Annotated in this window: 23 protein-coding genes and 1 riboswitch; of the genes, 17 read left to right on the forward strand and 6 right to left on the reverse strand. The window is 62.1% G+C overall.

Annotation, left to right across the window (positions count from 1 at the left end; all coding sequences use genetic code 11):
• Positions 1 to 197: 197 nt before the first annotated feature.
• The 3 genes from QZ190_RS09780 to QZ190_RS09790 are packed head-to-tail and all read left to right on the forward strand — an operon-like array spanning position 198 to position 3,215.
• Complete coding sequence (locus QZ190_RS09780) at positions 198 to 794, forward strand: GbsR/MarR family transcriptional regulator (protein ID WP_291915575.1); 597 nt, start codon at positions 198 to 200, stop codon at positions 792 to 794.
• Positions 795 to 812: 18 nt separating this feature from the next.
• Entirely contained in the window at positions 813 to 2,177 is a 1,365-nt protein-coding gene (locus QZ190_RS09785; protein ID WP_291915576.1) for a cytochrome ubiquinol oxidase subunit I, read from the forward strand.
• Between the two features lie 39 nt (positions 2,178 to 2,216).
• Positions 2,217 to 3,215: a cytochrome d ubiquinol oxidase subunit II gene (locus QZ190_RS09790; protein ID WP_291915577.1), complete on the forward strand. Its 999-nt coding sequence runs from the start codon at positions 2,217 to 2,219 to the stop codon at positions 3,213 to 3,215.
• Between the two features lie 81 nt (positions 3,216 to 3,296).
• Here QZ190_RS09790 and QZ190_RS09795 read toward each other — a convergent pair whose 3' ends face one another.
• Complete coding sequence (locus tag QZ190_RS09795) at positions 3,297 to 4,145, reverse strand: hypothetical protein (RefSeq protein ID WP_291915578.1); 849 nt, start codon at positions 4,143 to 4,145, stop codon at positions 3,297 to 3,299.
• Between the two features lie 276 nt (positions 4,146 to 4,421).
• Between QZ190_RS09795 and QZ190_RS09800 the strand changes: the two genes are divergently transcribed.
• Positions 4,422 to 5,324 (forward strand): DMT family transporter, encoded by a 903-nt coding sequence (locus tag QZ190_RS09800; protein WP_291915579.1) that lies wholly within the window; start codon positions 4,422 to 4,424, stop codon positions 5,322 to 5,324.
• 35 nt (positions 5,325 to 5,359) lie between these two features.
• Here QZ190_RS09800 and QZ190_RS09805 read toward each other — a convergent pair whose 3' ends face one another.
• Positions 5,360 to 6,142 carry a class II aldolase/adducin family protein gene (locus tag QZ190_RS09805; protein ID WP_291915580.1) on the reverse strand — a complete coding sequence of 261 codons (783 nt, stop codon included), beginning with the start codon at positions 6,140 to 6,142 and terminating at the stop codon, positions 5,360 to 5,362.
• Between the two features lie 274 nt (positions 6,143 to 6,416).
• On the opposite strand from QZ190_RS09805, the gene QZ190_RS09810 reads away from it, so the two are divergent.
• Genes QZ190_RS09810 through QZ190_RS09850 form a run of 9 tightly spaced genes read left to right on the forward strand, consistent with a single transcriptional unit; the run spans position 6,417 to position 15,676 of the window.
• Positions 6,417 to 8,642, forward strand: coding sequence for a chemotaxis protein CheA (locus tag QZ190_RS09810; protein WP_291915581.1), 2,226 nt, complete (start codon positions 6,417 to 6,419; stop codon positions 8,640 to 8,642).
• Between the two features lie 35 nt (positions 8,643 to 8,677).
• Positions 8,678 to 9,229 (forward strand): chemotaxis protein CheW, encoded by a 552-nt coding sequence (locus QZ190_RS09815; protein WP_291915582.1) that lies wholly within the window; start codon positions 8,678 to 8,680, stop codon positions 9,227 to 9,229.
• The gene (locus QZ190_RS09820; RefSeq protein ID WP_291915583.1) at positions 9,223 to 10,884 is read left to right on the forward strand and encodes a methyl-accepting chemotaxis protein; all 1,662 of its coding nucleotides are present in this window, start codon (positions 9,223 to 9,225) and stop codon (positions 10,882 to 10,884) included. The genes QZ190_RS09815 and QZ190_RS09820 overlap by 7 nt, the downstream gene beginning before the upstream one ends.
• 52 nt (positions 10,885 to 10,936) lie before the next feature.
• Positions 10,937 to 11,758 (forward strand): protein-glutamate O-methyltransferase CheR, encoded by an 822-nt coding sequence (locus tag QZ190_RS09825; RefSeq protein ID WP_291915584.1) that lies wholly within the window; start codon positions 10,937 to 10,939, stop codon positions 11,756 to 11,758.
• 9 nt (positions 11,759 to 11,767) lie between these two features.
• A complete protein-coding gene (locus QZ190_RS09830) occupies positions 11,768 to 12,844 on the forward strand; it encodes a chemotaxis response regulator protein-glutamate methylesterase (RefSeq protein WP_291915585.1) in 1,077 nt (358 codons plus the stop codon).
• Positions 12,841 to 13,995 (forward strand): adenylate/guanylate cyclase domain-containing protein, encoded by a 1,155-nt coding sequence (locus tag QZ190_RS09835; protein ID WP_291915586.1) that lies wholly within the window; start codon positions 12,841 to 12,843, stop codon positions 13,993 to 13,995. The genes QZ190_RS09830 and QZ190_RS09835 overlap by 4 nt, the downstream gene beginning before the upstream one ends.
• A 13-nt stretch (positions 13,996 to 14,008) precedes the next feature.
• Positions 14,009 to 14,836 (forward strand): hypothetical protein, encoded by an 828-nt coding sequence (locus QZ190_RS09840; RefSeq protein WP_291915587.1) that lies wholly within the window; start codon positions 14,009 to 14,011, stop codon positions 14,834 to 14,836.
• Between the two features lie 4 nt (positions 14,837 to 14,840).
• Positions 14,841 to 15,329: a cyclic nucleotide-binding domain-containing protein gene (locus QZ190_RS09845; protein ID WP_291915588.1), complete on the forward strand. Its 489-nt coding sequence runs from the start codon at positions 14,841 to 14,843 to the stop codon at positions 15,327 to 15,329.
• The gene (locus QZ190_RS09850; protein WP_291915589.1) at positions 15,326 to 15,676 is read left to right on the forward strand and encodes a cyclic nucleotide-binding domain-containing protein; all 351 of its coding nucleotides are present in this window, start codon (positions 15,326 to 15,328) and stop codon (positions 15,674 to 15,676) included. Before QZ190_RS09845 ends, QZ190_RS09850 begins: the two co-directional genes overlap by 4 nt.
• Here the strand turns inward: QZ190_RS09850 and QZ190_RS09855 are convergent, their stop codons facing one another.
• The 4 genes from QZ190_RS09855 to QZ190_RS09870 form a co-directional block, all read right to left on the reverse strand.
• The gene (locus tag QZ190_RS09855; protein WP_291915590.1) at positions 15,677 to 16,321 is read right to left on the reverse strand and encodes an exopolysaccharide biosynthesis protein; all 645 of its coding nucleotides are present in this window, start codon (positions 16,319 to 16,321) and stop codon (positions 15,677 to 15,679) included.
• A gap of 42 nt (positions 16,322 to 16,363) precedes the next feature.
• Positions 16,364 to 16,759, reverse strand: coding sequence for a hypothetical protein (locus QZ190_RS09860; protein ID WP_291915591.1), 396 nt, complete (start codon positions 16,757 to 16,759; stop codon positions 16,364 to 16,366).
• 202 nt (positions 16,760 to 16,961) lie between these two features.
• Positions 16,962 to 17,690 carry a response regulator transcription factor gene (locus QZ190_RS09865; RefSeq protein ID WP_291915592.1) on the reverse strand — a complete coding sequence of 243 codons (729 nt, stop codon included), beginning with the start codon at positions 17,688 to 17,690 and terminating at the stop codon, positions 16,962 to 16,964.
• A 44-nt stretch (positions 17,691 to 17,734) separates the two neighbouring features.
• Entirely contained in the window at positions 17,735 to 19,366 is a 1,632-nt protein-coding gene (locus QZ190_RS09870) for a HAMP domain-containing sensor histidine kinase (protein WP_291915594.1), read from the reverse strand.
• Between the two features lie 186 nt (positions 19,367 to 19,552).
• On the opposite strand from QZ190_RS09870, the gene QZ190_RS09875 reads away from it, so the two are divergent.
• The 4 genes from QZ190_RS09875 (at position 19,553) to QZ190_RS09890 (ending at position 23,900) form a co-directional block, all read left to right on the forward strand.
• A complete protein-coding gene (locus QZ190_RS09875) occupies positions 19,553 to 20,110 on the forward strand; it encodes a hypothetical protein (RefSeq protein WP_291915596.1) in 558 nt (185 codons plus the stop codon).
• A 105-nt stretch (positions 20,111 to 20,215) separates the two neighbouring features.
• Positions 20,216 to 20,322: riboswitch (TPP riboswitch) on the forward strand.
• 202 nt (positions 20,323 to 20,524) lie between these two features.
• Positions 20,525 to 21,502, forward strand: a complete 978-nt coding sequence (locus tag QZ190_RS09880; protein ID WP_291915598.1) for a thiamine ABC transporter substrate binding subunit — start codon at positions 20,525 to 20,527, stop codon at positions 21,500 to 21,502.
• A gap of 51 nt (positions 21,503 to 21,553) precedes the next feature.
• Positions 21,554 to 23,248, forward strand: a complete 1,695-nt coding sequence (locus QZ190_RS09885) for an iron ABC transporter permease (protein ID WP_291915600.1) — start codon at positions 21,554 to 21,556, stop codon at positions 23,246 to 23,248.
• The gene (locus QZ190_RS09890; protein WP_291915602.1) at positions 23,241 to 23,900 is read left to right on the forward strand and encodes an ABC transporter ATP-binding protein; all 660 of its coding nucleotides are present in this window, start codon (positions 23,241 to 23,243) and stop codon (positions 23,898 to 23,900) included. Before QZ190_RS09885 ends, QZ190_RS09890 begins: the two co-directional genes overlap by 8 nt.
• The last annotated feature ends 30 nt before the right edge of the window (positions 23,901 to 23,930 follow it).

Raw genomic sequence — 23,930 nt, forward strand, 5'->3', positions numbered from 1 at the left:
ATTGCTACCGAGTGTCTAATTGGTGGTCAAACAGCCGATTGCAAGGCCAGCGTGTTTCGATGGCGTCGATCTTTAGCGCCTTAGGTAACGCTTGCGCATCTCGTGGGCTTCGTTCGATGCACAAGGGATAACCCTACGCCCTTTCCTGATATTTCAGTCATTACTGAAAATTCAAAAGGCGAGGCTAGAATCGCGACATGCCCATTTCAGATCAAATTCCTGCCCTCAACCGCGAGTTCATCGCCCATTTCGGTGAAATGGGCAGCAAGTGGGGCATCAACCGCACGGTCGGCCAAATTTATGCGCTGCTTTATGTTTCGCCCCAGGCTTTGAATGCCGATGAGATCGCCGAGGCGCTGGCGTTCTCGCGCTCCAACGTGAGCATGGGCCTCAAAGAGCTGCAGGCTTGGCGGCTGGTGCGTTTGCGTCATCAAGCGGGCGACCGGCGCGAGTACTTTGAGGCGCCCGCTGACGTCTGGGAAATCTTTCGGGTGCTGGCCGAGGAGCGCCGCCGCCGTGAAATCGAACCCACCTTGAGCATGCTGAGATCCGCCTTGCTCGAGACGCCCAGCACCGACGCAGAGAGACATGCTCAGCAGCGCATGCGGGAAATGCACGACCTGATCGACCGCCTCATGACTTGGTTTGACGACGTGCAAAAGCTTGCGCCCGAGACCGCCATGCAGCTCATGGGCATGGGCAGCACAGTGACCAAGGTGCTTGAATTCAAAGACCGCCTGACTGGTCGATCCAACAAATCCACGGGCATGAGCCCAAAAAGTGACGCCTCGTGATTTCATAAGAAAGCGACCATGGACCTCGACGCTCTCATCCTCTCGCGCATTCATTTTGCTGCGAACATCAGCTTCCACATCCTGTTCCCCACCATCACCATCGCGCTGTGTTGGTTCTTGCTGTTCTTCCGTTGGCGCTTCGCCCGCACCCAGGACCAGGCCTGGGAAGAGGCCTATTATTTTTGGACCAAGGTGTTCGCGCTCACCTTTGCGCTGGGGGTGGTCTCGGGCATTGTGATGAGTTTCCAGTTCGGCACCAACTGGCCGGGATTCATGGAGCGCACGGGCAATATTTCAGGGCCGCTGCTCGGCTATGAGGTGCTGACGGCGTTTTTCCTGGAGGCCAGCTTCTTGGGCATCATGCTGTTTGGCCGAGGCCGTGTGAGTGAGCGGGTGCACCTGATCGCCACTTTTTTGGTGGCGTTTGGCACCACCATGTCGGCCTTCTGGATCTTGAGCCTGAACTCCTGGATGCACACCCCGGCAGGCTTTGAAATCGTCAACGGCCAGTTCATCCCTACCGATTGGCTGGCGGTGGTCTTTAACCCGTCGTTTCCTTACCGCTTCTCGCACAAGTTGCTCGCCTCGGCACTGACCGCGTCGTTCTTGATTGCTGGTCTGTGCGCTTGGCAGCTGCTCAAAGGCAGCGCCACGCGCGGCACCCATAAAGCCATGCGTGCGGCCGTTTTCACGGCCGCTTGCGTGATGCCGCTGCAGTTCCTTGTGGGTGACATGCACGGCCTCAACACCCTGGAGCACCAACCCGCCAAAGTCGCTGCCATGGAAGGCATCTGGGAAACCGAGCGCGGTGCGCCGCTGACCCTCTTTGGCATTCCCGACCAGGAAGCACGCACCACCCACTTCGCGGTGAAGATCCCCAAAGTGGCCAGCTTGATCCTGACCCACGAGCTGGACGGCGAAGTCAAGGGCATCAACGAATTTGAAGGTGCGCACCCACCCGTGGCGCCGGTGTTCTATGCCTTTCGCGTGATGGTGGGTGTGGGTTCGTTGATGTTGCTGGTCGCCGGTTTCACCGCTTGGCGCTTGTGGCGTCAGCGCAGGCAGCCAGAAGTGACACTGCCCAAGCCCCTGTTGTGGGTGCTGTCGGGCATGGCGTTCTCCGGCTGGGTCGCCACGCTGGCGGGCTGGTACGTGACCGAGATCGGTCGCCAGCCCTTCCTGGTGTATGGCTTGATGCGCACCAACGAAGCCGCCACCACCTTGCCGCCGCCCTACATTGCGCTCACCTTGACGGCCTACCTGGTGGTCTACGGCCTGCTGTTGGTGACTTATGTCGGCGTGTTGAAGTACATGGCCGAGCACCCCAAGGAACACCGCCACGATGCGCCGACGGGTGCCCTGTTGGGCAAAGCGGGTGTGTGATGAAGCTTGTCTTTGTGTATCTGAAACTGAAAGGCGACCATGACCTGGGCTGAATTCCTGCCATTGTTTTTCCTGGCTGTGATGGGTCTGTCCCTGCTGGCTTACGTGATTTTGGATGGTTACGACCTGGGCGTTGGTTTGTTGCTCTTGCAAGCGACCGACGCTGAAAAGGACACCATGATCGCCAGCATCGGACCGTTTTGGGACGCCAACGAGACCTGGCTGGTGCTGGGCGTGGGTGTGTTGTTGATCGCTTTTCCGATGGCCCATGGTCTGGTGCTGCAGGCCTTGTACCTGCCCGTGGCGATGATGCTGATTGGCTTGATCTTGCGAGGCGTGGCATTTGACTTCCGAGCGAAAGCACCGCTGAAGTACAAGCCGTTCTGGAACCGCGCGTTTTTTGCTGGCTCGCTCATGGCCAGTGCGTCGCAGGGCTGGATGCTGGGCAGCTACATCACCGGTTTTGCCAGTGGGCCGCTGGGCTGGGCATTTAGCTTGGGCATCGCCGTCACCTTGCCCGCCGCTTATGTGCTGCTGGGTTCGGGCTGGTTGATCATGAAAACCGAAGGCGATCTGCAGCAAAAGGCCGTGCGCTGGGCGCGGCTTGTGCTGTGGCCCATGGCGGCTGCCTTGCTGGCTATCTCGGCGGCCACGCCACTGGTCAAAGAGGGCGTGCTGGAGAAATGGTTCGGTGTGCCCCAGGTGTTTGCCTTGCTGCCCGTGCCCCTCATGTGCGCCTTGGCTTTTTTTGCCATGCGCTGGGTGCTCACGCGCCCGAACTTGGTCAACGCGGGTTACGGTTGGCTGGTATTCGCCAATACCGTGCTGATTTTTGTGCTGGCCTTTTTCGGCTTGGCCTACAGCATCTTCTCCGACATCGTGATCGGCCGCATGACGGTGTGGGAAGCTGCCATCAGCACCGCGTCGCTGAATGTGATTTTTTTCGGCGTGGCGATCACGCTGCCGGTGATCATCGGCTACACGGTGTTCATGTACCGCGTCTTTTGGGGCAAGGCGACCGCGCTGAAGTACGGCTGAGCGTCACACGTCTGGTTCAGGGCTGAACGGCCCTGGGCACAGAGGCGGCTGGTTCAGCTTCGAAAGTGGCGAAATGCCAAGTCAATGCGCCCCGAGGTAGCACCCCTCAACGCCTTCGGTTTCATCACCTTCTTCGCTGCAAAGCGCCGCAATCAGTGCTTGGTCCACCACCTGACCGGGTAGCGGCAGCTCTTCATTCGTCCAGCGCTTGACCAAGTGGCCATTGGCCACGCCACCGGTGTGGGGGGCTTGGTAGGCGCGGCGGTGTTGCATGGTCACTCCGCTGTTGGCGTTGGCGATGAAGCGGCTTTCGCCCAAGGCCCAGGGTTCAAAGTAGGCGTTGGCGGCCGCATCCACTTGGCGGAAGTAGCTGCGTGCGCCTTCGGCGTTGAGCTTTTTGCGCACGGTGCGCGTGATGAGGCCTTGCAAGTGGTCCAGCGCGGCGTCGTCCATCTGGTCCAAGGCTTCGGGGCTCATGTCTTGTGTGGCCAAGGCCGATGTGGCGGCCAGTTCGGCGGGGAGCACTTGCACCATGGCTTTGACCACGTCGCGGTGCGGTGCCACAGCGGTGGCCACGCCGCGTGTTTGCGGCTGGATGGGGCAGCGAATTTCCACAAAGCGCGGCTTCACAGGGCCGGTGCAGCCATCGTGGTGGTAGTACTCGCCTTGGCTCAGGCGCCCTTTGCTGGAGCGGCCGCGCACGTCGCGGTAGCTGGGGTGTTGGGTGTGCACGTTCAGGCAGACCACCAGGCCCGTGGCATCGACCAATTCGTAGAAGGCTTCGCGCCATTCGGGCAAGAGGAGTTGCTCGTGCAGGTAGTCGCTGGGCGGGGTTTGCCCGTCGACGTCTTCGCCTTCGAAGACCAACACAAAAGGCTTGGGCCGGCGCACGCGCCACAAGGCACCGGCAAAGCTCAAAATTGAATGCATGGGGGCAGGGTGGGAGTGTGCGTTAGAGCTTGTGGCCATGTCGCGATTTTAGGGTGACGCCAGCAGGATGTTGGACGGCAGGCCCTCTGACGGCAGCCAAGGTCACGTCGAATGAGCCCTGCATTCAGCCGCGAAACCCTCACGCTTGTGTGCATGCGTTCAGTACAGGTGACTGCCTGAGCGCAGCGGATGCTGTAAATTGGGCTGAGTGCCGCGCTTGTTTTTATCAATGGGCGCGGTTTTTCTGACTTTGCGGCACCCCATTCACCCGAACCCATGACTCACCCAGCGGCCACCCCCGAGCGTGCCGATCATCCTTTGCAAGGCATCGCCTGGATGGTGGCGGGGGTGTTTTTGCTGTCGGTCATGGATGCTTTGTCCAAACATGCGGTGTCGCAGTTGTCGATTCCCGTGTTGATTGCGGCGCGCTCGGCGATGGTGCTGGGTTTGTTGCTGCCTTGGGTGCTGCGCAGCGGGGGCTGGTCGGCTTTGCGCACACGCCGACCGGGAGCGCACTTGTTGCGTGGCGTGTTGGCGGTGTGTTCCATGCTGGCGTTTTTTGAGAGCTTGCGTTTGTTGCCGCTGGCGACGGTGATCGCCATCAGTTTTGCCGCGCCGCTGTTCATGACGCTCTTGTCAGTGCCCTTGCTCCAAGAGCGTGTGGGGGCGCACCGCTGGGGCGCTTTGTTGGCAGGCTTTGTGGGTGTGAGTCTGATCGTGGGGCCGCAGGCGATGGACGGCGAACTGGGTCTGGGGGCGGGACTGGCTTTGGTGGCGGCGCTTTTTTATGCCGCTTCGATGACCTGTGTGCGCTGGCTTTCGCCCACCGAGAGCGATTTGGCGATGCTGGTCTGGCAGAACCTGACCATGGGCCTGGCTGGTGCGGTGGGCTTGTTCTTTGTGCCCTTGGTGGTGACGCCGGGCATGTGGCCGGTCATCGCTTGTATGGCCGTTTTGGTGTTGCTGGGCCAGCGGTGCACCTTTCGGGCCTTGCGGCTGGCACCCGTGGGTGTGGTCGCACCTTTCCATTACAGCGAACTGCTGTTTGCGGCCTTGCTTGGTTGGGTCTTTTGGCAGGAGTGGCCTGGGCCCCATGTTTGGTGGGGCGCGTTGTTTGTGGTTGGCGCGGGTCTGTACACCTTGTGGCGTGAGCGCACGCGCACGCTGGTCGGCGGTTAGCGGGCCCGCTTGGGGGCGCCAAGCCGCAGACAGATTCAATCGGCATAACCCGGGTTCACTCGGTCAATCACCCGCATCATGGCTTCAAAGAACAGGCGTTCGCGTTCGCTGCGGGGGTGGCGGTCATGGGGGCTGGGGTTTTTGATGCGCTGGATGACGGATTCGGTCAGCACATTCAGAGGCTGGCCTGTGCCCATGGCCAGCACTTGCGTGCGACAGGCTTTTTCGAGCTTGTAGAGCCTGCGGTAGGCTTGTGCCACGGTGTCGCCCACCGTCATGACGCCATGGTTTTTCATGAAGAGCACCGTCTTGCCACCGCTCATGAGTTGCGACAGGCGTTCACCCTCAGACAGGTCTGACGCCAGCCCCGTGTAATGGTCGTCGTAGGCGATGACACCGTCAAAAAAGGCGGCGGTTTGGGTGGCGGGCAGCAAGCGGTTGGCTTTGAGCATGTTCAAAGCCGTGGCCCAAGGCTGGTGGGTGTGCAGCACGACTTTGGCACCCGTGAGGCGGTGCACCGGGGCGTGGATGGATTGCGCTGACAACTCCACGACGCCCGTGCCTTCCAGCGTTTCGCCCGCTTCGTTGAAAACCATCATGGTGCTGGCACGGGCCTCGGACCAGTGCACGCCAAAAGGTGAGATCAGGTATTGGTCTTCACGCCCTGGCACCGCCACGGTGAAGTGGTTGTCGATGCCCTCGTCAAAGTCGTGAAGCACAGCCAAACGCAAAGCGGCGGCCAAATGCACTTTGGCCTGCCAAACAGGGTCGTCTTGGCTGTGCGCTGGCGCTGATGCAGAGGTGATGGCGGATGACATGGGCAATCTTTCGAGCATTGAATGAACCCTGACTCTATGCAGGAGCCGCGCGTGAACCTGTCACTTGTGTAGCAAACAGGACATCCGGGTTCCGGATTGGAGTCTTCAGCGCTGCTCTGGACAAGCTGGTTGAGCGCCTGTGCGAGTGGTTTTGCGATTTAAAAAATTTGTTTAAAACAAAATAATCGTTTTAAATTTAAAGGATTTTGGTATCTATTAATGATTGCAATTTTGACCTTTTTTTGCTAAAATTAAGCAAATTGTCGAATAAATCATGCTGACCGCCCACACTGAATCATTGCTGCAGGAAATCGCCACCGAGCTGGCCTTTCTGGCTCCTGCGCGCCTGGACGGTTTGAGTCAGGTGGCGGGCGTGTTGGCGCAATTGGCTCAAGAGGCCGCCACACAATCTTTGCCCGATGTGCAGCAGGAGCTGGCGGGGTCGCTGGCGCTGTGCCAGCAAGCGCTGGCCAGCCAGGAAGGCTTGGCGCAGGGTGAGCTCGACGGCTTGCAGGCTTCCTTTGAGCGGCTGAGCAACGCCTTGTATCTGGCCAAGCCCCTGTCGCAGACCATTGAGCCCCAGACCACTGCGCCGCAGACCGCCGCGCTCCAAGATGACGCGCAGGCGACGGACCCGGACGAAGCCAGCTTTGTTTTGGGCCAGGATGACGATCTGGAGCTGCTCAACGAATTTTGCAACGAGGGGCGCGATCTGCTCCATCAGGTGGAACAAGGCGTGCTGGTGTTGGAAGAAAACCCCAAGCACAAAGACACCCTGAACCAGGTGTTCAGGGCGTTTCACACCTTCAAAGGTGGCGCGGGATTTTTGGGCATCGCCCCGATCAAGGACCTGGCGCACCAATTGGAGTCGCTGCTGGACGCCGCCCGGCGCGACCAGCTCAGCATCGACCGAGAAGTGATCGAGGTGATTTTGGCCGGAGGCGATGCGTTGCAGCAGTACGTCAATGCCATTGACCAGCAACTCAAGGGGCAAGGGCTCGGGCAGGCCATTGTGGTGCCCACGGCTGCTTTGCTGGCCAGAGCGCAGGCCTGTCTGGACGGCAAACCCTGGACCTCCGTAACGGCACCCATGACGGCACCGGCCGCTTTTGAGCCGCCTGTTGCCGACCTTGCTGTGCCAGAGCCAGTGTCACTTGCAACGCCCGGCCAGCTTGCGCCAGAACTTTTGCCTCCGTCATATTTGGAGGAGAAACGTGTCTCTGCGCACCTGATGGATGACACCGTTGTCAGTCTTGCCAAGCCCACTGACACACAAGAGCCCCGTCCCGCTGCCCCCAAGGCACTTGGCCGCACCGAGTCCTTGGCCCAGTTCGTCAAGCTCGACACGCGCAAACTCGACGCCCTGGTCGACCTGGTCGGGGAGTTGGTGATTGCCCAATCGATGGTGGTGCAACACCCTGGAGTCCAAGCACACAAGGACCGTGATTTGGAGCGCCACCTGCGCCAACTCGCGCGCATCACCACCGATTTGCAGCACAACGCCATGTCGATGCGCATGGTGCCGATTCGCTCGGTCATGCAAAAAATGACCCGCTTGGTGCGCGACTTGGCCACCGCTCAAGACAAACAAGTGCAGCTGCACCTCAGCGGTGAAGACACCGAGCTGGACCGCAACATTGTCGAAGAGCTGGCCGACCCCTTGCTGCACATGATGCGCAATGCGGTGGACCACGGCATCGAATCGCCCGCTGAGCGCCAAGCGCGAGGCAAGAGCGCCCAAGGCCAGATCCATTTGCAGGCGGCGCACCAGGGCGGCGGTTTCTTGATCTCCATCCGCGACGACGGCAAAGGTCTGGATTCGGCCAAGATCTTGAGCAAAGCGCGCCAGCGCGGCCTGATCCCGGCTGACAGCATGCCCAGCGAAAAAGACATCTACAGCCTGATTTTTTTGCCCGGTTTTTCAACCGCCGAGAGCGTGACCGACATTTCCGGGCGCGGCGTGGGCATGGACGTGGTGCGTGGCGGTATCAACAAGCTGCGCGGTCGGGTAGACATCGATTCGGTGCCCGGACAAGGCACCACCTTCAACATCTTCTTGCCGCTGACCCTGGCCATCATTGACGGCATGTTGGTGGGGGTGGGGCAGGAGCGCTTCATTGTGCCCACATTGGCCATCCGCGAATCCCTGCGGCCTCTGCCGGGCATGGTGTCCACGGTGCAAGGCAAGGGCGAAGTCATCAGCGTGCGCGGCAAGTTGATCCCCTTGGTTCGTTTGTCGGACAAGCTGGGTTTGCCGTGCGTGGCGCAGGACCCCTGTGACGGCATCGTCGTCGTGGTGGATTCGGGCGCTCGCCATCGGGCGCTTTTGGTTGACAGCTTGATCGGCAAACAAGAAGTCGTCATCAAGTCGCTGGGCGACACCTTCAAACACCAAAAAGGCATGTCGGGCGCCGCCATCATGGGCGACGGCCGAGTGGCTTTGATCATCGATCCAGACGCCATCGGGCAAGGGCCGTCGACGGCCCCCTTGGCCGCTTGATCCCTGTTTATGACCTCACCAAGACCCCCACAACCATGACAACTTTGGCCACCGAGCACTTGCCCGAAGCGGGCAAGTACCTCACCTTCGTCTTGGACCAGGAGCGCTACAGCGTGCCCGTTCTCAAGGTGCGCGAAATCATGCGCCTGTGTCCGATCACACCCGTGCCCCGCATGCCGAGCTACATCCTGGGCGTGATCAATTTGCGCGGCAAGATCGTGCCGGTGATCGACTTGCGCGAGCGCTTTGGCTTGCCCAAAGCGGTTGATCTGGAGCGGGCCTGCGTGGTCGTTGTGCAATTTGTCACCACAGATGGCAATTCGCAATGGATGGGAATGATCGTGGACATCGTCGAAGAGGTCTCGGTTTTTACCCTGCAAGACCTGGAGCTGCCGCCAGATTTTGGCGGCGACATCGACACCCGTTTCATCACGGGCATGGCCAAAAGCAAAGGATCTGTGAAGACCTTGCTGGACCTGGACCGTTTGCTCAATTTTGTCGGCCCGCTCGATCTGCAAGCCCTGGTTTCTTCTTCTGATCCTCACATTTCTCACCACAGCGCATCACTGGGAGCCCCAACATGTTGAACCTCAAAAAACTCGTGGCAGTCATTGGACTGCTGTTTTTGGCCAGCCTGGTGGGCAACCCAGCGGCCAGCTTCTTTTTCACGGCACCGATCAAGATTGGCGGGGAGCTGTACCAGCACATTGCCCATGAAAACGACATCCTGGCGGCCACCATGCCACCAGACAGCTACCTGATCGAAACCCACTACATGGTCGCGCACACCATGATCAAGGTCTACAAAGACCTGGGCTCGACCACCATCACCGACTACAAAGAGGTCAAAAGGCTGATCGCCGATACCCCTCGAATTCAGCAAGACTATCAACGGGCCTATGACCGCTTCATGAACAGCCCTATGACCGAGTCCGACTTGCGCAAGGACTTGGAGACCTCGCACAAATACGTGCAGCGTTATTTCGAGCTGCTCAACAAACAGTTCCTGCCGATCCTCAACAGCGGCGACACCATCGCCATCAAGGCGCAGTTCGATCTGATGGTCGAAGCTTTTGAAGTCCACCGCGATGCGATTGAGGCTTTGCTGCCCAAAATTCGCGCGCACATTGGCGACAACGAACAACAAGCCCAAGTGATTCAGCAACAAGTGATCTGGAGCATTGCCGCCTTTTCGGCCAGCTTGTTGGTCTTGTGCCTGATCATTTTGTACATGGCGTACAAAGTGTCTATCAAACCCTTGATGCGCGTGGCCCGGGACATCCACGAGGGCACGGAGCAAAGCCGCATGGCATCGAGCCAGCTGACCGATGCCAGCCAGAAGCTGGCCCAGGGGGCCAGCGAACAGGCGGCTGCCATTGAGGAAACCAGCGCTTCGCTGGAAGAGGTCTCCAGCATGATCCACTCCACCGCCAAAAATGCTGAACAGGCCAAACAGCTGGCCTCGGAAACCCGTGGCAGCGCGCAAGACGGCGTGCGCAACATGCTGGAGATGACCACCGCCATGGAGGCCATCGAGCGTTCGAGCAGTGACGTGGCCAAGATCGTCAAAAGCATCGATGAAATTGCCTTCCAGACCAACATCCTGGCGCTGAACGCCGCCGTGGAAGCCGCGCGCGCCGGAGAGGCGGGCGCAGGCTTTGCCGTGGTGGCCGACGAGGTGCGTTCACTGGCCCAGCGCAGTGCCATGGCCGCGCACGAATCGGCCGAAAAAATCGAAGCCTCCATCCGAAACAGCCGCCTGGGTGCGGTGTCGCTCGAAAGGGTCAAGGAATCCCTGGGGCTGATCGAGACCAAAATTGGCAAAACCGATGCTTTGGTCGCAGAAATCACCTTGGCTGCCCGTGAACAGGCCCAAGGCATAGAGCATGTGAGCATTGCCATCGAGCAAATGAACAAAGTGGCACAGGATGCCGCTGAAAGTGCCAGCCAGATTGCCCATGCCGCCGAGCAAACCCACGATCAAGCCAAGCGGGTGGAGGATTTGGTCGAGCAAGGCATTCATGTGGTGGGCTTCGCGGTGCGCCGCCGAGATCGTTCGGCCGGCATGCAGTCATCTGGCGCTTTGGGCCGTGCAGGGGGCATGAGCGAACGTGTTGGCCGCTCCGAGGTCGGCTCTCAAGGCATGGGCCGCTCACACGCCTACAGCGGCTTGTCCCACGAGGGCAAACCCAAGCTCAATGGCCCGACTCAGCAGGCTGAGCATCATTTCAAAGACTTCTGATTCAGCGTTCATGGACCCAGCATCTGTTTCGGGCTGGCATCGGCCCCCCCCGATGTCGGCCAAGACCTTTCAAGACCTGTGTGGCCTGATTCACCGCCACAGCCGCATTCATTTGGTGCCCAGCAAGCTGAGCTTGCTGACAAGTCGGCTGAGCAGGCGGCTGCGTGAGCTGGAATTGGCGTCCTGGGAGGACTATCTGGCTTGGCTCCAACACCCCAGTGGCCAAGAGATCGGGACCTTGATCGACCTGGTGTCCACCAACCACACCCACTTTTTCCGTGAGGCCGAGCATTTTGACGCGCTGTCGTCGCATTTGCTGGACGAGCTTTTGCTGCACAGCCCCACGGCCCGTCAGGGCCTGCGATGCTGGTCGGCCGCCAGCTCCAGTGGTGAAGAGGCGTTCACGCTGGCCATGGTCTTGAGTGAGTACGCCGCGCAAAAAACCGGTGGACTGCGTTGGCAGATTCTGGGCACCGACATCTCCAGCCGGGCCATCGAAAAGGCCAGGCAAGCGGTGTACCCCATGGAGCGGCTGGGCTTGCCCGAGCCATCCTTCTTGCCCAAATATTTCCAAAAGGGCAGTGGGCCCTTTGAGGGCTTTTGCAAAGTCAAACATGAGCTGCAAAGCAAGGTGCAGTTTGAGCAGATGAATCTGTTTGACCCGGTGTACCGGATCCCCATGCCGCAACATGTGGTGTTTTGCCGCAACGTGTTGATTTATTTCGACCCCCCGTCTCAAGCGCAGCTGATTGAGCGCTTGCACAATGTGCTGGAGCCCGGGGGCTTCCTGATGGTGGGGCACTCGGACAGTTTGCTTCGCATCCCGCACGCCTTCAAAAGCCTTGGCAACGGCATTTACCAGCGGAAAACATAAATCATGTGGATGGATAAAAAACAACGCATCAAGGTCCTGGTGGTCGACGACTCGGCCTTGGTCCGCAAAACCATCACGGACACCTTGGCGCTCGACCCGGAGATCGAGGTGGTGGGTGTGGCCAACGACCCCTTGATTGCCATGGAAAAAGTCACACGCTTGCAGCCGGACGTGATGACGCTGGACATGGAAATGCCGCGCATGGACGGCTTGACGTACTTGCGGCAAATGCAAAAAGAACGCTCGCCCGTGGCGGTGGTGGTCATCAGCTCGCTCACCCAACAAGGCTCAGGGATTGCGCTGGAGGCCATGGACGCGGGCGCTTGCGAGGTCCTGGCCAAGCCCGATGGCAGCACCTCGGTAGGCGCCTTGGCGGCCAAGCTGACCTTCCACGTCAAAGCCGCTTATGCGGCCAAACAACGCTTTCGCCATCAACCCAATGCGCAGGCCTTGGCCGCTTTGAGCCCGGTCAAAGCCAGCAGCCAATCGGTCCAGGCCCAGCGGGGTGACCGCCGTCTGGTGGTGATCGGCGCCTCCACCGGTGGCGTGGAGGCCTTGCGGGCTGTCTTGCCGGCACTGCCTGCAGGCTTGCCCCCCATCTTGGTGGTTCAGCACATTCCGGCATTTTTCTCCAAAGCGGTGGCCGATCGCCTGAACACCTTGACCCCCTATGAGGTGCGCGAAGCCGTGGACGACGAGCCCATTTTGCCGGGGCAGTGCCTGGTTGCGCCCGGTAACTACCACCTGATGGTGGTGTCTGGCCCCAATGGTTACCGCACGCGGCTGACCCAAAGCCCGCCCGTGCATCACTGCCGCCCTGCGGTGGATTTGCTGTTCCGATCGGCCGCTGCGGCAGCGGGTCGGCACAGCTTGGCGGTCTTGCTCACGGGCATGGGCAGCGACGGTGCGCTGGGCATGCAAGCCATTCGCCAAGCGGGCGGCATCAACCTGACCGAGCACGAGGACAGTTGCATCATTTACGGCATGCCTCGCGCTGCCGTGCAATTGGGCGTGGTCGACAAGACGGTCATGCTCGATCGCATGCCCCAGGCCATTTTGGATGCCTTGGCGGGGGTGCCCGCATGAGCCTACCGGACGCCGAAGCCGACAACCTGCCGCTGACCGCCGCTTCACAAGCCGAGAAAGCGGCCGACATGCTGCGCGCCGCACGGCTCTTGGTGGTGGACGACAGCAAGATGATGCGCATGGGCATTTCCCGCTCGCTGCGCCAATTGGGCGTCGAGCACATCGAAGAGGCCTCCAACGGCCGCCAAGCCCTGCAGCGACTGCAAGAAGAACCCTTTGACCTGATGCTGCTCGACGTCGAGATGCCTGAGATGACCGGCTTGGAGGTGCTCGCCGAGATGCAGCACAACGCAGTTCTGCGGGGCTTTCCGGTCATTGTGATCTCGGGCGGGCAAGAGATCGATGACGTGGTGCGCTGCATCGAAATGGGCGCAGAGGACTACCTGCCCAAGCCCTTTAGCCAGGTTTTGCTCAAAGCCCGCTTGACCTCGTCCATCGAAAAAAAGCGCTTGCGCGACCTGGAAACCATGCGCCGCCAGCAGCTGCAGGCGCAGCACGAACAGCTCGAGCAAGAGCAGGGCAAGACCGAGCGCCTGCTGCTCAACATCTTGCCCCGATCGGTTTCGCACAGGCTCAAAGGCGGTGAAAAACGCATCGCCGATGCGCACCCCGATGTGTCCGTGCTCTTTGCCGACCTGGTGGGCTTCACGCAAATGTCCAATGGCATGTCGGCCGAGAAACTGGTCAACCTGCTCGATCAGATTTTTTCGGCCTTCGACGCCATCGCGGGCGACGCGGGCGTGGAAAAAATCAAAACCATCGGCGACTGTTACATGTTGGTCGGTGGCTTGCCCGAGCCTCGGGTGGACCACGCCAATGCGGTGGTTGACGTGGCGTTTGCCATGCTCAAGGCCATCGATGCCTTCAACCAAGAGCATGGCACCAGCTTGCAAATCCGCATCGGCGTCAACAGTGGCCCGGTGGTCGCGGGTGTGATCGGCATGCACAAATTCACCTACGACCTGTGGGGCAACACCGTCAACGTGGCCAGCCGCATGGAGTCGACGGGCACGCCCGGCCGGGTGCATGTGTCGCCCACCACCGCCCAGCAACTGGACAAGCACTTTGCGCTGCAAGCGCGCGGCGCGGTGACGGTCAAAGGCATCGGCGAGGTGGAGACTTTCTTTGTTCAGGGCCCTCGCGCCCCCTAAATCAGAGCCGCGTGTGAACCCCATTCCCCTGACCCCCACCCAATGGCCCGAAGGTTTGCACTTGGCTTGCCGTCAGCTGCGCGCCCACTGGCCCACCCCATGGCCAGGCTTGCCGCACCTACTGGCGCTGTGCCAACAATCGTTGGGGCTGAACACCCTGAGCGACCCCACCACCGCGGCGCTCAACCAGTTCGCCCAGTCGGTGGCGCACAACATGGAGCAACTCGCTGCTGGCCTTGGCCCGGCCTCGGAGCCGGCCTACCACAACCGGCTGCACACGGCCGATGTGTTGTGCGTCCTGACCACCATGCTGCACATCCTCAAGGTGCCTGATGCCGATGCAGCAGGCAAAACATGGGCCAGTGCTTTGCTGGCTGCTGCCGTTGCGCACGACCACCAACACCCGGGCGGCGTCAACCATTCGGCCCAAGAGTTCGAGCGGGCGTCCTGGCAAGGCGTGATGCCTTTGGCCCAGCAGCTGCCACAGGCTTGGCGCGAACAGATCGAGGCCTGGATTCTGGGCACCGACGTCCCGACGGTGGCGGGCAACCACCAGCGCGTGGCCGGGCAAAGCTTTGCCTTGACGGCCGATTGGGCTCAGGTTTTGCTCAACGAAGCCGACATCTACATCAGCGCCACGGCCGAGTTTGGACCGGGCTTGAGCGATGCCTTGGCACGCGAATGGCACCGCGCTGGATTTGCTGGACATGCCACCGTGGCCACGCCCGCCGGTCGCGCCCAGTTTTTGCGTTCGGTGCGTTTTTCCAGCCCGCCCGCTCAGGCCCTGGGCATAGCAGCGCAAGTCCAGCACCAATTGCAATCATTGACCCCACAGGATTGAAACCATGCAAAACCCCCACTTCGACTTTTCGGTCGATTTGAAAAAAATCGAGCCCATCGGCTCCCTGCACCCCGATTCCATCGACGCGCTGGAGGCCTTCAACCGCCACGGCTTGAGCAGTGAAGAGCGGCTCTATTACCAACTCGTGAGCGACCTCGCACTGGGAACGGTGGTTTTCAAGCCCGGAACCTTGTTGTGCGAGTTCGGCCAAGCCGTGACCGACGCTTATGTGATTGGTCAAGGCGAGATCGAGCTCAAAACCGAAGGCCTGGTTTACCGCGTGGGGCCTGGCACGGTGCTCGGGCTGGCCGCCGGTTTGGCCAACCATCCCCACAACATGACCGCCACCGCCTTGACGACGGTGACCGCCAGCGTCATACCGAACAAAGTGTTCAAGGCCATCGATTCGTGCCATCCGGGTTTGCGCGGCATCAACCGCAACACCGTGATGCGCATCCTCAACCTCAGCAGCGTTCCGGAAAGTCTGAAATGAGTGCGTTCACCGAAGTCTCTTTTGCCGCTGGGGCCCACCTGTTTGAGGCGGGCCAGCGCGCCGACAAACTCTACATCGTCAAGCAAGGCTGCGTGGAATTGCTCGACAGCCGCACGGCTCAAGTGTTCGCCAGTCTGTCGGCAGGTCAACCTTTTGGTGAACAGGCTGTTTTGGCGGGTGGCGTGCGCAGCGCCACCGCCCGGGCCAAAGAGGCCACGGTTTGCCTGGAACTGACCGCAACGGGCTTGCAGCAAATCCTGCAAAAGGAAAGCAAGCTCAGCCGCATCGTGTTCCGGGCCCTGTTGCTGCAACTGTCCATGGCCAACCGTTTGCGCCACAAGGCTTGATCACAAGCCGTTTTGCAACCACCTGGAAACGGTGTTGAGGTCAAGATACGGGGTGATCCAGACCCAGGCCAGGTGCGCCATCGAGAGCCCATAAGCGACCCCTGCTAACCCGCTGGCAGTGGACAACAGCAGGGCCATGCCGTCGCGGAACATCCACCCCAAGCTGAGCAAGACCAGGCTCAGGCTGGGCAGCACATTGCCCAGAGGCAAAGGCACAAAAATCACCAGACCCATCAGACCGATCCAGACCCCCCACCAGGCGCGCGTGCCCTCATGCGAGAGCCAGGCCCAACGCGGGCGCAGGCAGCGTTGGCTGGTCTCGTACATCCAGGCCAGCCCGTGCAGGCAGCGGCCACTCCAGCGTTCATTGAGTGCCAGTTGGCCCAGGCGTGGCGGCAAACTCAGCGTTTCGCGCGCGCGCACCCATGACCAGGCCACCACCCAAATGCCCACGCTCATGACGGTGCCCGCACCGGCCACGGGCAGCACACTCACCACCGCCAGCAGCATCAGCAGCACGGCCAGCGAAGACTCGCCATGCAGGCGCAGCAAATCCTGCAGGCTCAGTGTCAAATCGGCACCGGGGTCCGCTGCGCGGTGTTGCTCGGCCGCTTGGCGCAGGCGTTGGGACAGGATCGCTTTCATGGTGCGTCTTTCATGGCGCTGGTGGGGCAGGGGCGCAGACGCTCAAAGCTTCAGGCCTTTGCGCGGCGCGGACCAGCGTTGGCCCAGCAGCATGTGCCCCATGACAGCGGCCACCAACAAGAGCACGGTGCCCAGACCCCACCCCAGCCACAGCAGAGGAGTGATCCAGCTCATCAGGCCTTCTGACGAGGGCAGTATCTGGCTGAGCCATTGCACCAGGCCCACGCCAGCGTCTTGCAGGCTTTGGAGCCACGCCGTGTCCACCCAAAAGCCCAGCCAGGCGGGCACAGGCCATTGGCCCGCCACGGTGGCGAGTTCGCCCACCTGTCCCGAGGCCATGCTGGCCAGCAGCCACTGGCTCAGTTGCTCGGTCAGCGCCACCAAGCCGGTCCAAAAAGCCGTCAGGACCAGAAATACCAACCAGACAATGGCCTTCATGCGCGGTCTCCCGTTTGTGGCTTGAGCGGTGTATGCAGGCAGGGCGCAGCCCCGCAGGGTTTGTGAATTTTCATGGTCTTGCTTTCTTCGGGTGGTTCAATGTGGCGTGAAGATAACGCCTTTTTTTCACCCGAAAAACAAGACAATGATGGATGAATACTCTCTAAAAATCGAAGCTTTAAGGCTTGGCCTTTGTGGCCGATCAGGCTGTGGGGGGCAAGCCCATGTCTGCAGGCGCTTCGAGCCGGTAGCCCAAGCCACGCATGGTCTGGATCAGGGGCGCGGCGCGGCCTTCGTCGATCTTGCTGCGCAAACGCCGAATGTAGACATCCACCACGTTGGTCAGCGGGTCTTCGTTCAGGCCCCAGACGCTGGACAAAATGCGCTCACGGCTGAACAACCTGCCGGGTGCGCTCATCAAAAGTTCCAGCAGCGCCAGCTCCCGCGCCGTCAGGTTCAGGGCCTCGCCTGCTCGGCTGGCGCGCATGCTGTCGCGGTCGAGCACGATGTCGGCCACCTGCAGCTGGCTGGGGCGGCTGGCCATGCCCTTGGCGCGTCGGCCCAAGGCCTCCAGGCGGGCGAGCAGCTCTTCGAACTCGAAAGGCTTGCACAGGTAGTCGTCGGCCCCCATGCGCAAGCCTGCGACCCGATCTTCCAGGGCGCTCAGGGCCGTGAGCATCAGGATGGGGAAGGGCACGCCCTGTGCCCGCAGGGTTTGGCAAATCTCCAGGCCGTTCATGCCGGGCAGCATCAGGTCGAGCACCACCACGGTGGGGGCATGGCCTGGGGCGCTTTGCCGGGCCGCGTCCTGCACCAGGGCCAGGCCCTCGGGGCCGGTGGCCGCGCGCTGGATCTGCAGGCCTTCGGCTTTCAGGCCGCGCTGCAAAAAGTCGGCAATGCGCGGGTCATCTTCGATCAGGATGATGTTCATGATGGGGCTTCTGACTGGGAGCGTTCAACTGGGGGGCATGTCTGTCAGCTGGCTTGTGGCGCAGCGGCAGGCGGGGAGGGCAGCAAAGGCAGGCGCAGCTGCACACGGGTGCCTTGACCTGTGGTTTCGTCGGCCGGGCTTTCCAGGGTCAAGCTGCCGCCATGGGCCTGGGCCAAAGCCTTGGCGATGGGCAAGCCCAGGCCGCTGCCGGCCGCGCGGTGCAGGCGGGCCGTGCGGCCTCTGAAATGCCGGTCAAACACCTGGTGCAGCTCTTCGGCCGGAATGCCAATGCCGTGGTCAACCACCTGCAGCACCAGCGTAGGGCTTTCTTCGTCACTGCGCCTCCAGCGCAGACTCACGCAGCCAGCAGGGTGCGAGTAGCGCACCGCGTTGTCCAGCAACAAGAGCAGCAGCTGGCACAAACGCTGCGCGTCGCCCATGACGTGCACGGCGGCCTTTTGCATGGTTTGTGCTTCGATCAGGATGTGCCGCTCACCGGCTAAGGCCTGCGCTTGCGCCAGCGCATCGGCCAGAGGTTCGGACAGGTCGACCCGCTGCGGCACCATGCTCAGGGTTTCCATGTCGCTGCGGGCCATGGCCAGCAAGTCGTCGATCACCGAGCCCAGTTGCCTGGAGGTCATCACGATGCGTTGCAGCGCTTCGCGGTATTGCGTGGCCGGGCGTTCGCCACCGCGCAAGGTGATTTCGGCCTCCCCCCGGATGGCGGTGGTGGGCGTGCGCAGTTCGTGGCTGATGTCGGCCAGCAGCTGACGGCGGCGCGTGTCGGTTTGCTGCAGCGATTGGTTGGCTTCGTGCAAGGCGCTGGTGCGCTCGCGCACCTCGCTCTCGAGGCGCTGGCGGTGTTCGGTTTCTTGTTGCTGGTGTTTTTCCAGCGCGGCAGCCATGGCGTTCATGCTGCGGGCCACGTCAGAAAACTCGTCCTGATCGTCCAGCGGCACGCGGTGCTGCAGCCGGCCTTGGCGCAGCATGTGCGCCCCTTGCACCAGTTCATCGATGGGCCGGCGCAGCGCCCGAGCAAAGTAGACCGTGGCCCCCAAAGCCAGCAAGGCCAAAGACAAGGCCATGCCGATCCAGAGCCAGCGAATGCGCGCCAGCGTGGCGTCTGCGGCCTGGCGTTCGCGCTGCATGGCCGCGCTTTCTCTTTCAACACTTTGAGCGATGAGCTCTCGCAAATCCCGTCCCTCGGATTTTTCAAAGACCTCGCTGAGGGTGTCCCAGCCCAGCCGTGCCGGCATGTCGGCGGGCAAGGTTTTGACCTGTGCCAGTGCTTGGCCCAGAGCGTGGACGTTGTGGCCCAGCACCTGCACCGCGTCCGTGCGGGCAGCGTGTTCTTGGCTGTCCCGGCCGTCCAGCCCCAACGCCGCTGCTTTTTGGGCCAGCAGGGCCAATTCACCCAGGTTTTGTTGCATCTGCTGGAGCAAGTCGTCACGCTCGGCAGGGTTGCCACCCGCGCCAATTTTGTGCTGGGTCACCCACGACCGCAGCCGCTGCTTGGTGGCCGACAGTTGCACAAAACCCTGGTGGATGTCGCTGGCCAAGCGCCCGCGCACCACCTGGCGCTCGGCCTCGCGCAAGGCAAACACCGCCCCCACCCCTTGCAACACGATGCACGCGGCCAAAACGAGCAAGACTCCACTGAGCTGTCTTCGGAACATTTTTGTATTGTCACCGCCGTGGCCCGAGTTCGTGGTCGTGTCATCTGGGGTTAATGCTGTGTTCAGCGGTGCGTCATGTGGGCGTCAAGTCCGGTTCATGGCTGGGGCGTTCAATCCCATCAGGCATCTGAATACAAACAGATTGTCTTTTTCAACTTTTTAATTCTGAATGACTGGAGTCAAACCATGAAATCCTTTTCCTTGATGGCCGCATCTTTGGCGGTGTGGGGTCTGTCCGGCGCTGCCCAAGCCACCACCGTGGTCAACCAGGCCATCACCGAAGCCGAAGTGCGCAACGCCCAAACCGCCTGGTGCAAAGCCTTGGTTGACATCAGCACCACAGGGGCCACCCAAGGCCCGGCTGCAGCCAAAGCCTTGGCCGAGAAGGTGATCGATGCCGCTTACGGCTACCAAATGGGTGCGGTCCTGTTCAAGCCCACACTGACCGTGGTGCCCCAGACTTTCCGCACCACCAAGGCGGGCGCATTGGCCTATTTTGTGGGCGGTGATTCGAACTTCCCCAAGGACACGGGTTTTGCGCTCAAGGGCTGGACCAAGTGTGAAGCCAAAAACGCCGCCGTCTTCATCGCAGGCGACTCGGCCAGCAGCATGGGCAACGTCATGATCACCGACAAAGCCGGCAAAGTGACCACCGTCGACAAGACCTGGACTTACGTCAAGGACGATGCGGGCCAACTGCGCATCGTGGTGCACCACTCTTCCTTGCCCTACAGCGGCAGCTGATCGGCAGCTGATCGGCGCTGCACAGCGCGGTCACGGCGGGGCTGGACGGGGGAACAAGTGCGAGCCTGCTTGATCCAACTCTGGCCAGTCCCGGCCTACAATGCTCCACTTCACCGGGGGTGCCCTGGCTGCGCTGTGCAGCAGGGGCTGAGACATACCCCTCTTACCTGATCTGGGTTGTGCCAGCGTAGGGAGCGTGAAGCGATGGCCACCCTCAGCACCCGGCGTGCACCACGGCCTTGCGCTTCATGCCCCGAGCGGGCTTGTGGGCAAGAAAGGCGTCAGCGCATGTGGCAAAGGTTTCAGCGGTTCGGGGTTTCTGCAGCAGCAGCTTTACTGAGTGCCTGTCTTGCGGCTGTGCCTTCCTGGGCTTGGGCACAAGCGGGCTCGGCTGCCGCCACGCCGCTGCGGGTCATGACGCACAGCTCCTTTGACCTGCCCAAACCTTTGTTGGCCCGTTTCGAGCAAGAAGCGGGCGTGAAACTGCAGCTCATCCAGGGCGGTGATGCGGGCGAGATGCTCAACAAACTCATCTTGAGCCAGGCCGCGCCCGTGGCCGATGTGGTCTACGGCATCGACAACACCTTGCTGCCCCGCGCTCTGGCCAGCGGCATTTTGGCCCCGTTTCCCCATGTTGTTGGCTCTGCAGCGCAACGCCCGGCCTTGGCCCGCATGGCCGACACGGCTGGCCCGGACGGGGTGGTGGGTGGCTTGGTGCCCATCAATTACGGCTACGTGAACCTGAACATCGACAAAGCCTGGTTTGCGCAAAAAGGACTGACCCTGCCCAAGAGCCTGCAAGAGCTGAGCAGCCCCGCTTACCAGGGTTTGCTGGTGGTGCCCAACCCCGCCACATCGAGCCCGGGCCAGGCCTTCATGCTGGCCACCGTGGCTGGCATGGGCGAGCAAGCCGCTTTTGATTGGTGGGCCCGCATGCGGGCCAACGGCGTCAAAGTGGTCAAAGGCTGGAGCGAGGCTTATTACACGGAGTTCAGCCGCAATGGCGGCAGCCGCCCCATCGTGGTGAGCTACGCCACCAGTCCGGCGGCCGAGGTGTTCTACAGCAAGGAAAAAATCAGCGCCTCACCCACCGCCAATGTGTTTTTGCCGGGGGCGGTGTTCCGGCAAGTCGAGGGCGCGGCCTTGCTCAAGGGGGCCAGCCCGGCAGCCCAGGCCGCGGGGGTGAAGTTCATCGAGTTTTTGCGCTCCACCCCGGTGCAGCAGGCCCTGCAAACCCGGCTGTGGATGTACCCCGCCGAGCCGGGCACGCCCCACCACGCGGTGCTGCAACACGCCCAGGAGCCCAAGCACTTTGAGGCTGTGCCCTTGCGGGTGCTGACGGACCAGGCGGGCAGTTGGCAGCGGCGCTGGACGCAAGTCGTAATCAAGTAAGTGTTGTGTTCATCACTGCCGCCATGACCACGACGCCATGATGCTTCCGACATGACGCCCACCCGTTTTTCAAGGGCACCCGCCGTTCGGGCCTCCGTTCGTTTTCGCCAACGCCGCACCGTGCTGTGGCTGGCGGCCGGGCCTGCGTTGTTTGCGCTGGCGCTGTTGGTCTGGCCTGTGGCGCGGCTGCTGTGGCAAGGCCTGTGGGGCGAGCCCCTGGCGGGCCTGCCCCTGGATGACACCGGCCCTTGGTGGCTGGACACGCACCTGCAGTGGCGCGTGGGCTGGACGCTGCTGCAGGCACTGGCCACTTGTGTGCTGTGTTTGGTCTTGGGTTTGCCCATGGCCTGGGTGCTGGCGCGGCTTGAATTCACCGGGCGCATGGCTTGGCAGCGCGCCTTGATGCTGCCTTTTGTGGTGCCCACCTTGGTGGCGGCGCTGGGCATTTTGGCGCTGTGGGGTCCGCGCGGGCTGCTGGGCGGGCCGCTGGCGCAGGCGGGCTGGTCGCTGGAGGGCAGCCCCTGGTTGCTGCTGCTGGGCAATTTGTTTTTCAACCTGTCTTTGGTGGTGCGTGCGGGCATGGACGGGCTCGCGCAAGTCAGTGCCCAGCGGGTGGCGGTGGCCCGCACCTTGGGGGCCACGCCTTGGCGGGCGTTTTGGCGGGTCGAGTGGCCTGTGGTTGCGCCTTGGCTGGCTTCGGCTTTGTGCCTGGTGTTTTTGTATTGCTTCACCGGCTTTGGCCTGGCCCTGGTGCTGGGCGGGCAGCGCTGGTCCACCGTGGAGGTGGAGATCTACACCCTGATCGCGCACGAGCTGGCCCTGGCCCGCGCCGCAGCGCTGGCCGTGGCCATGCTGGCGCTGACAGCGGGCATGGCCTGGGCGTACGCCTGGGTGGAGCGGCGCTTGGCCAGTCCGGCCCGCATCACCCCGGTGGCGCGTCGCCCCTTGCAGGGCGCGGCCGTCTGGGGCGGCTGGGCACTGGCCTTGGGCGGCTGGCTGCTGCTGTGCGGCGCGCCCTTGCTGGCCCTGCTCCTGCAGGCGGCGCAAGCGGCGTGGTTCGGGCAGGGTTGGGCGGTGCTGGGCGAGGCCGACACCTGGTTGGCGGTGGGCAACACCTTGCGTTTTAGCGGCTTGGCGCTGGCGCTGGCCACGGCGCTGGGTTTGCTGCACGCGCTGGCCGGGCAGGCCATGCGCCGCTGGGCGCCTGCCGCGCTGGCTTGGCGGGCCAGCGCGTATGCACCTTTGGTGGTGTCGCCCGTGGCGCTGGCCTTTGGTTTGCTGCTGCTGTACCCGCAGTGGCTGGCCAGTTGGCCCCTGCTGGTGGCCGCTTATGCCTTGCTGGCTTACCCCTTTGTGGCCAAAGCGCTCACCGCCGCGCTCGATGCGCTGCCCGATTCCTACGCCCAAGCCGCCGCCAGCTTGGGCGCAAGTCCTGTGCGCGTGCTGTGGCGTGTGACTTTGCCGCTGGTGGCCCCTGCCTTGCGCCGGGGCATGGCTTTTGCGGCGGCCACCATGCTGGGCGAATTCGCCGTGTCTTTGCTGCTCTCGCGCCCCGAATGGCTGACCCTGAGCACCTTGATCTACCAACGCCTAGGCCGCCCCGGCAGTGCCAACCTGGACGCCGCGCTGGTGCTGTCCGCTTTGCTCATGGCCTTGGCCTTGCTCGCTTTTTGGCTCATCGAAGGGCGAGGCCCCCAGCGCAGCGCCCCTCGCCGTGCCCACCCACAGGATTCGCGTCATGCTTGAACTGCGCCACATCACCCACCACTGGCTCGGGCCCCAAGGCCAGCGCCAAACCCTGCTGCAGGACGTGAACCTGCGCATCGAGGCAGGCCAAACCGTGGCCTTGCTGGGGCCTTCGGGCAGCGGCAAGAGCACGCTGCTCAAGATCGTGGCGGGCCTGGAGACACCCGAGTCGGGGAGCGTCTGGCTCGACGGTCAGGACATCACCGATTGGCCGCCAGAAAAACGCCGCCTGGCCCTGATGTTCCAGGACTTTGCGCTGTTCCCGCACCTGAGCTTGAAAGACAACGTGGCCTTTGGTCTGGTGGAGCAAGGCCTGGGCCGCGCCGCTGCGCGGGGCTTGGCGCAGGCGCTGCTGCAGCGCTTTGGCCTGCAGGGCAGGGGCGGCGAGCGGGTGGACACGCTGTCGGGCGGTGAGCAGCAGCGCGTGGCCCTGGCCCGGGCGCTGATCACCCAACCTAGGGCGTTGCTGCTGGACGAGCCCTTTTCTGCGCTGGATGCCGAGTTGCGGGTCAGCTTGCGCGAAGAATTTGCCCGCCACATTGCCGAGCACGGCATGCGCGCCTTGCTCGTCACCCACGACGAAGCCGAAGCCCGCGCCATGGCCAGCGCCGCCTGGCGTTTGCAGGGCGGCAGCTTGGTCAGTTTGTGGTGATGGGGTGAGGGCCTTGCAGCTGGCGCTTCA

It is taken from the genome of Limnohabitans sp., from assembly GCF_017848645.1.
In the GTDB taxonomy this organism is placed as follows: domain Bacteria; phylum Pseudomonadota; class Gammaproteobacteria; order Burkholderiales; family Burkholderiaceae_C; genus Limnohabitans_A.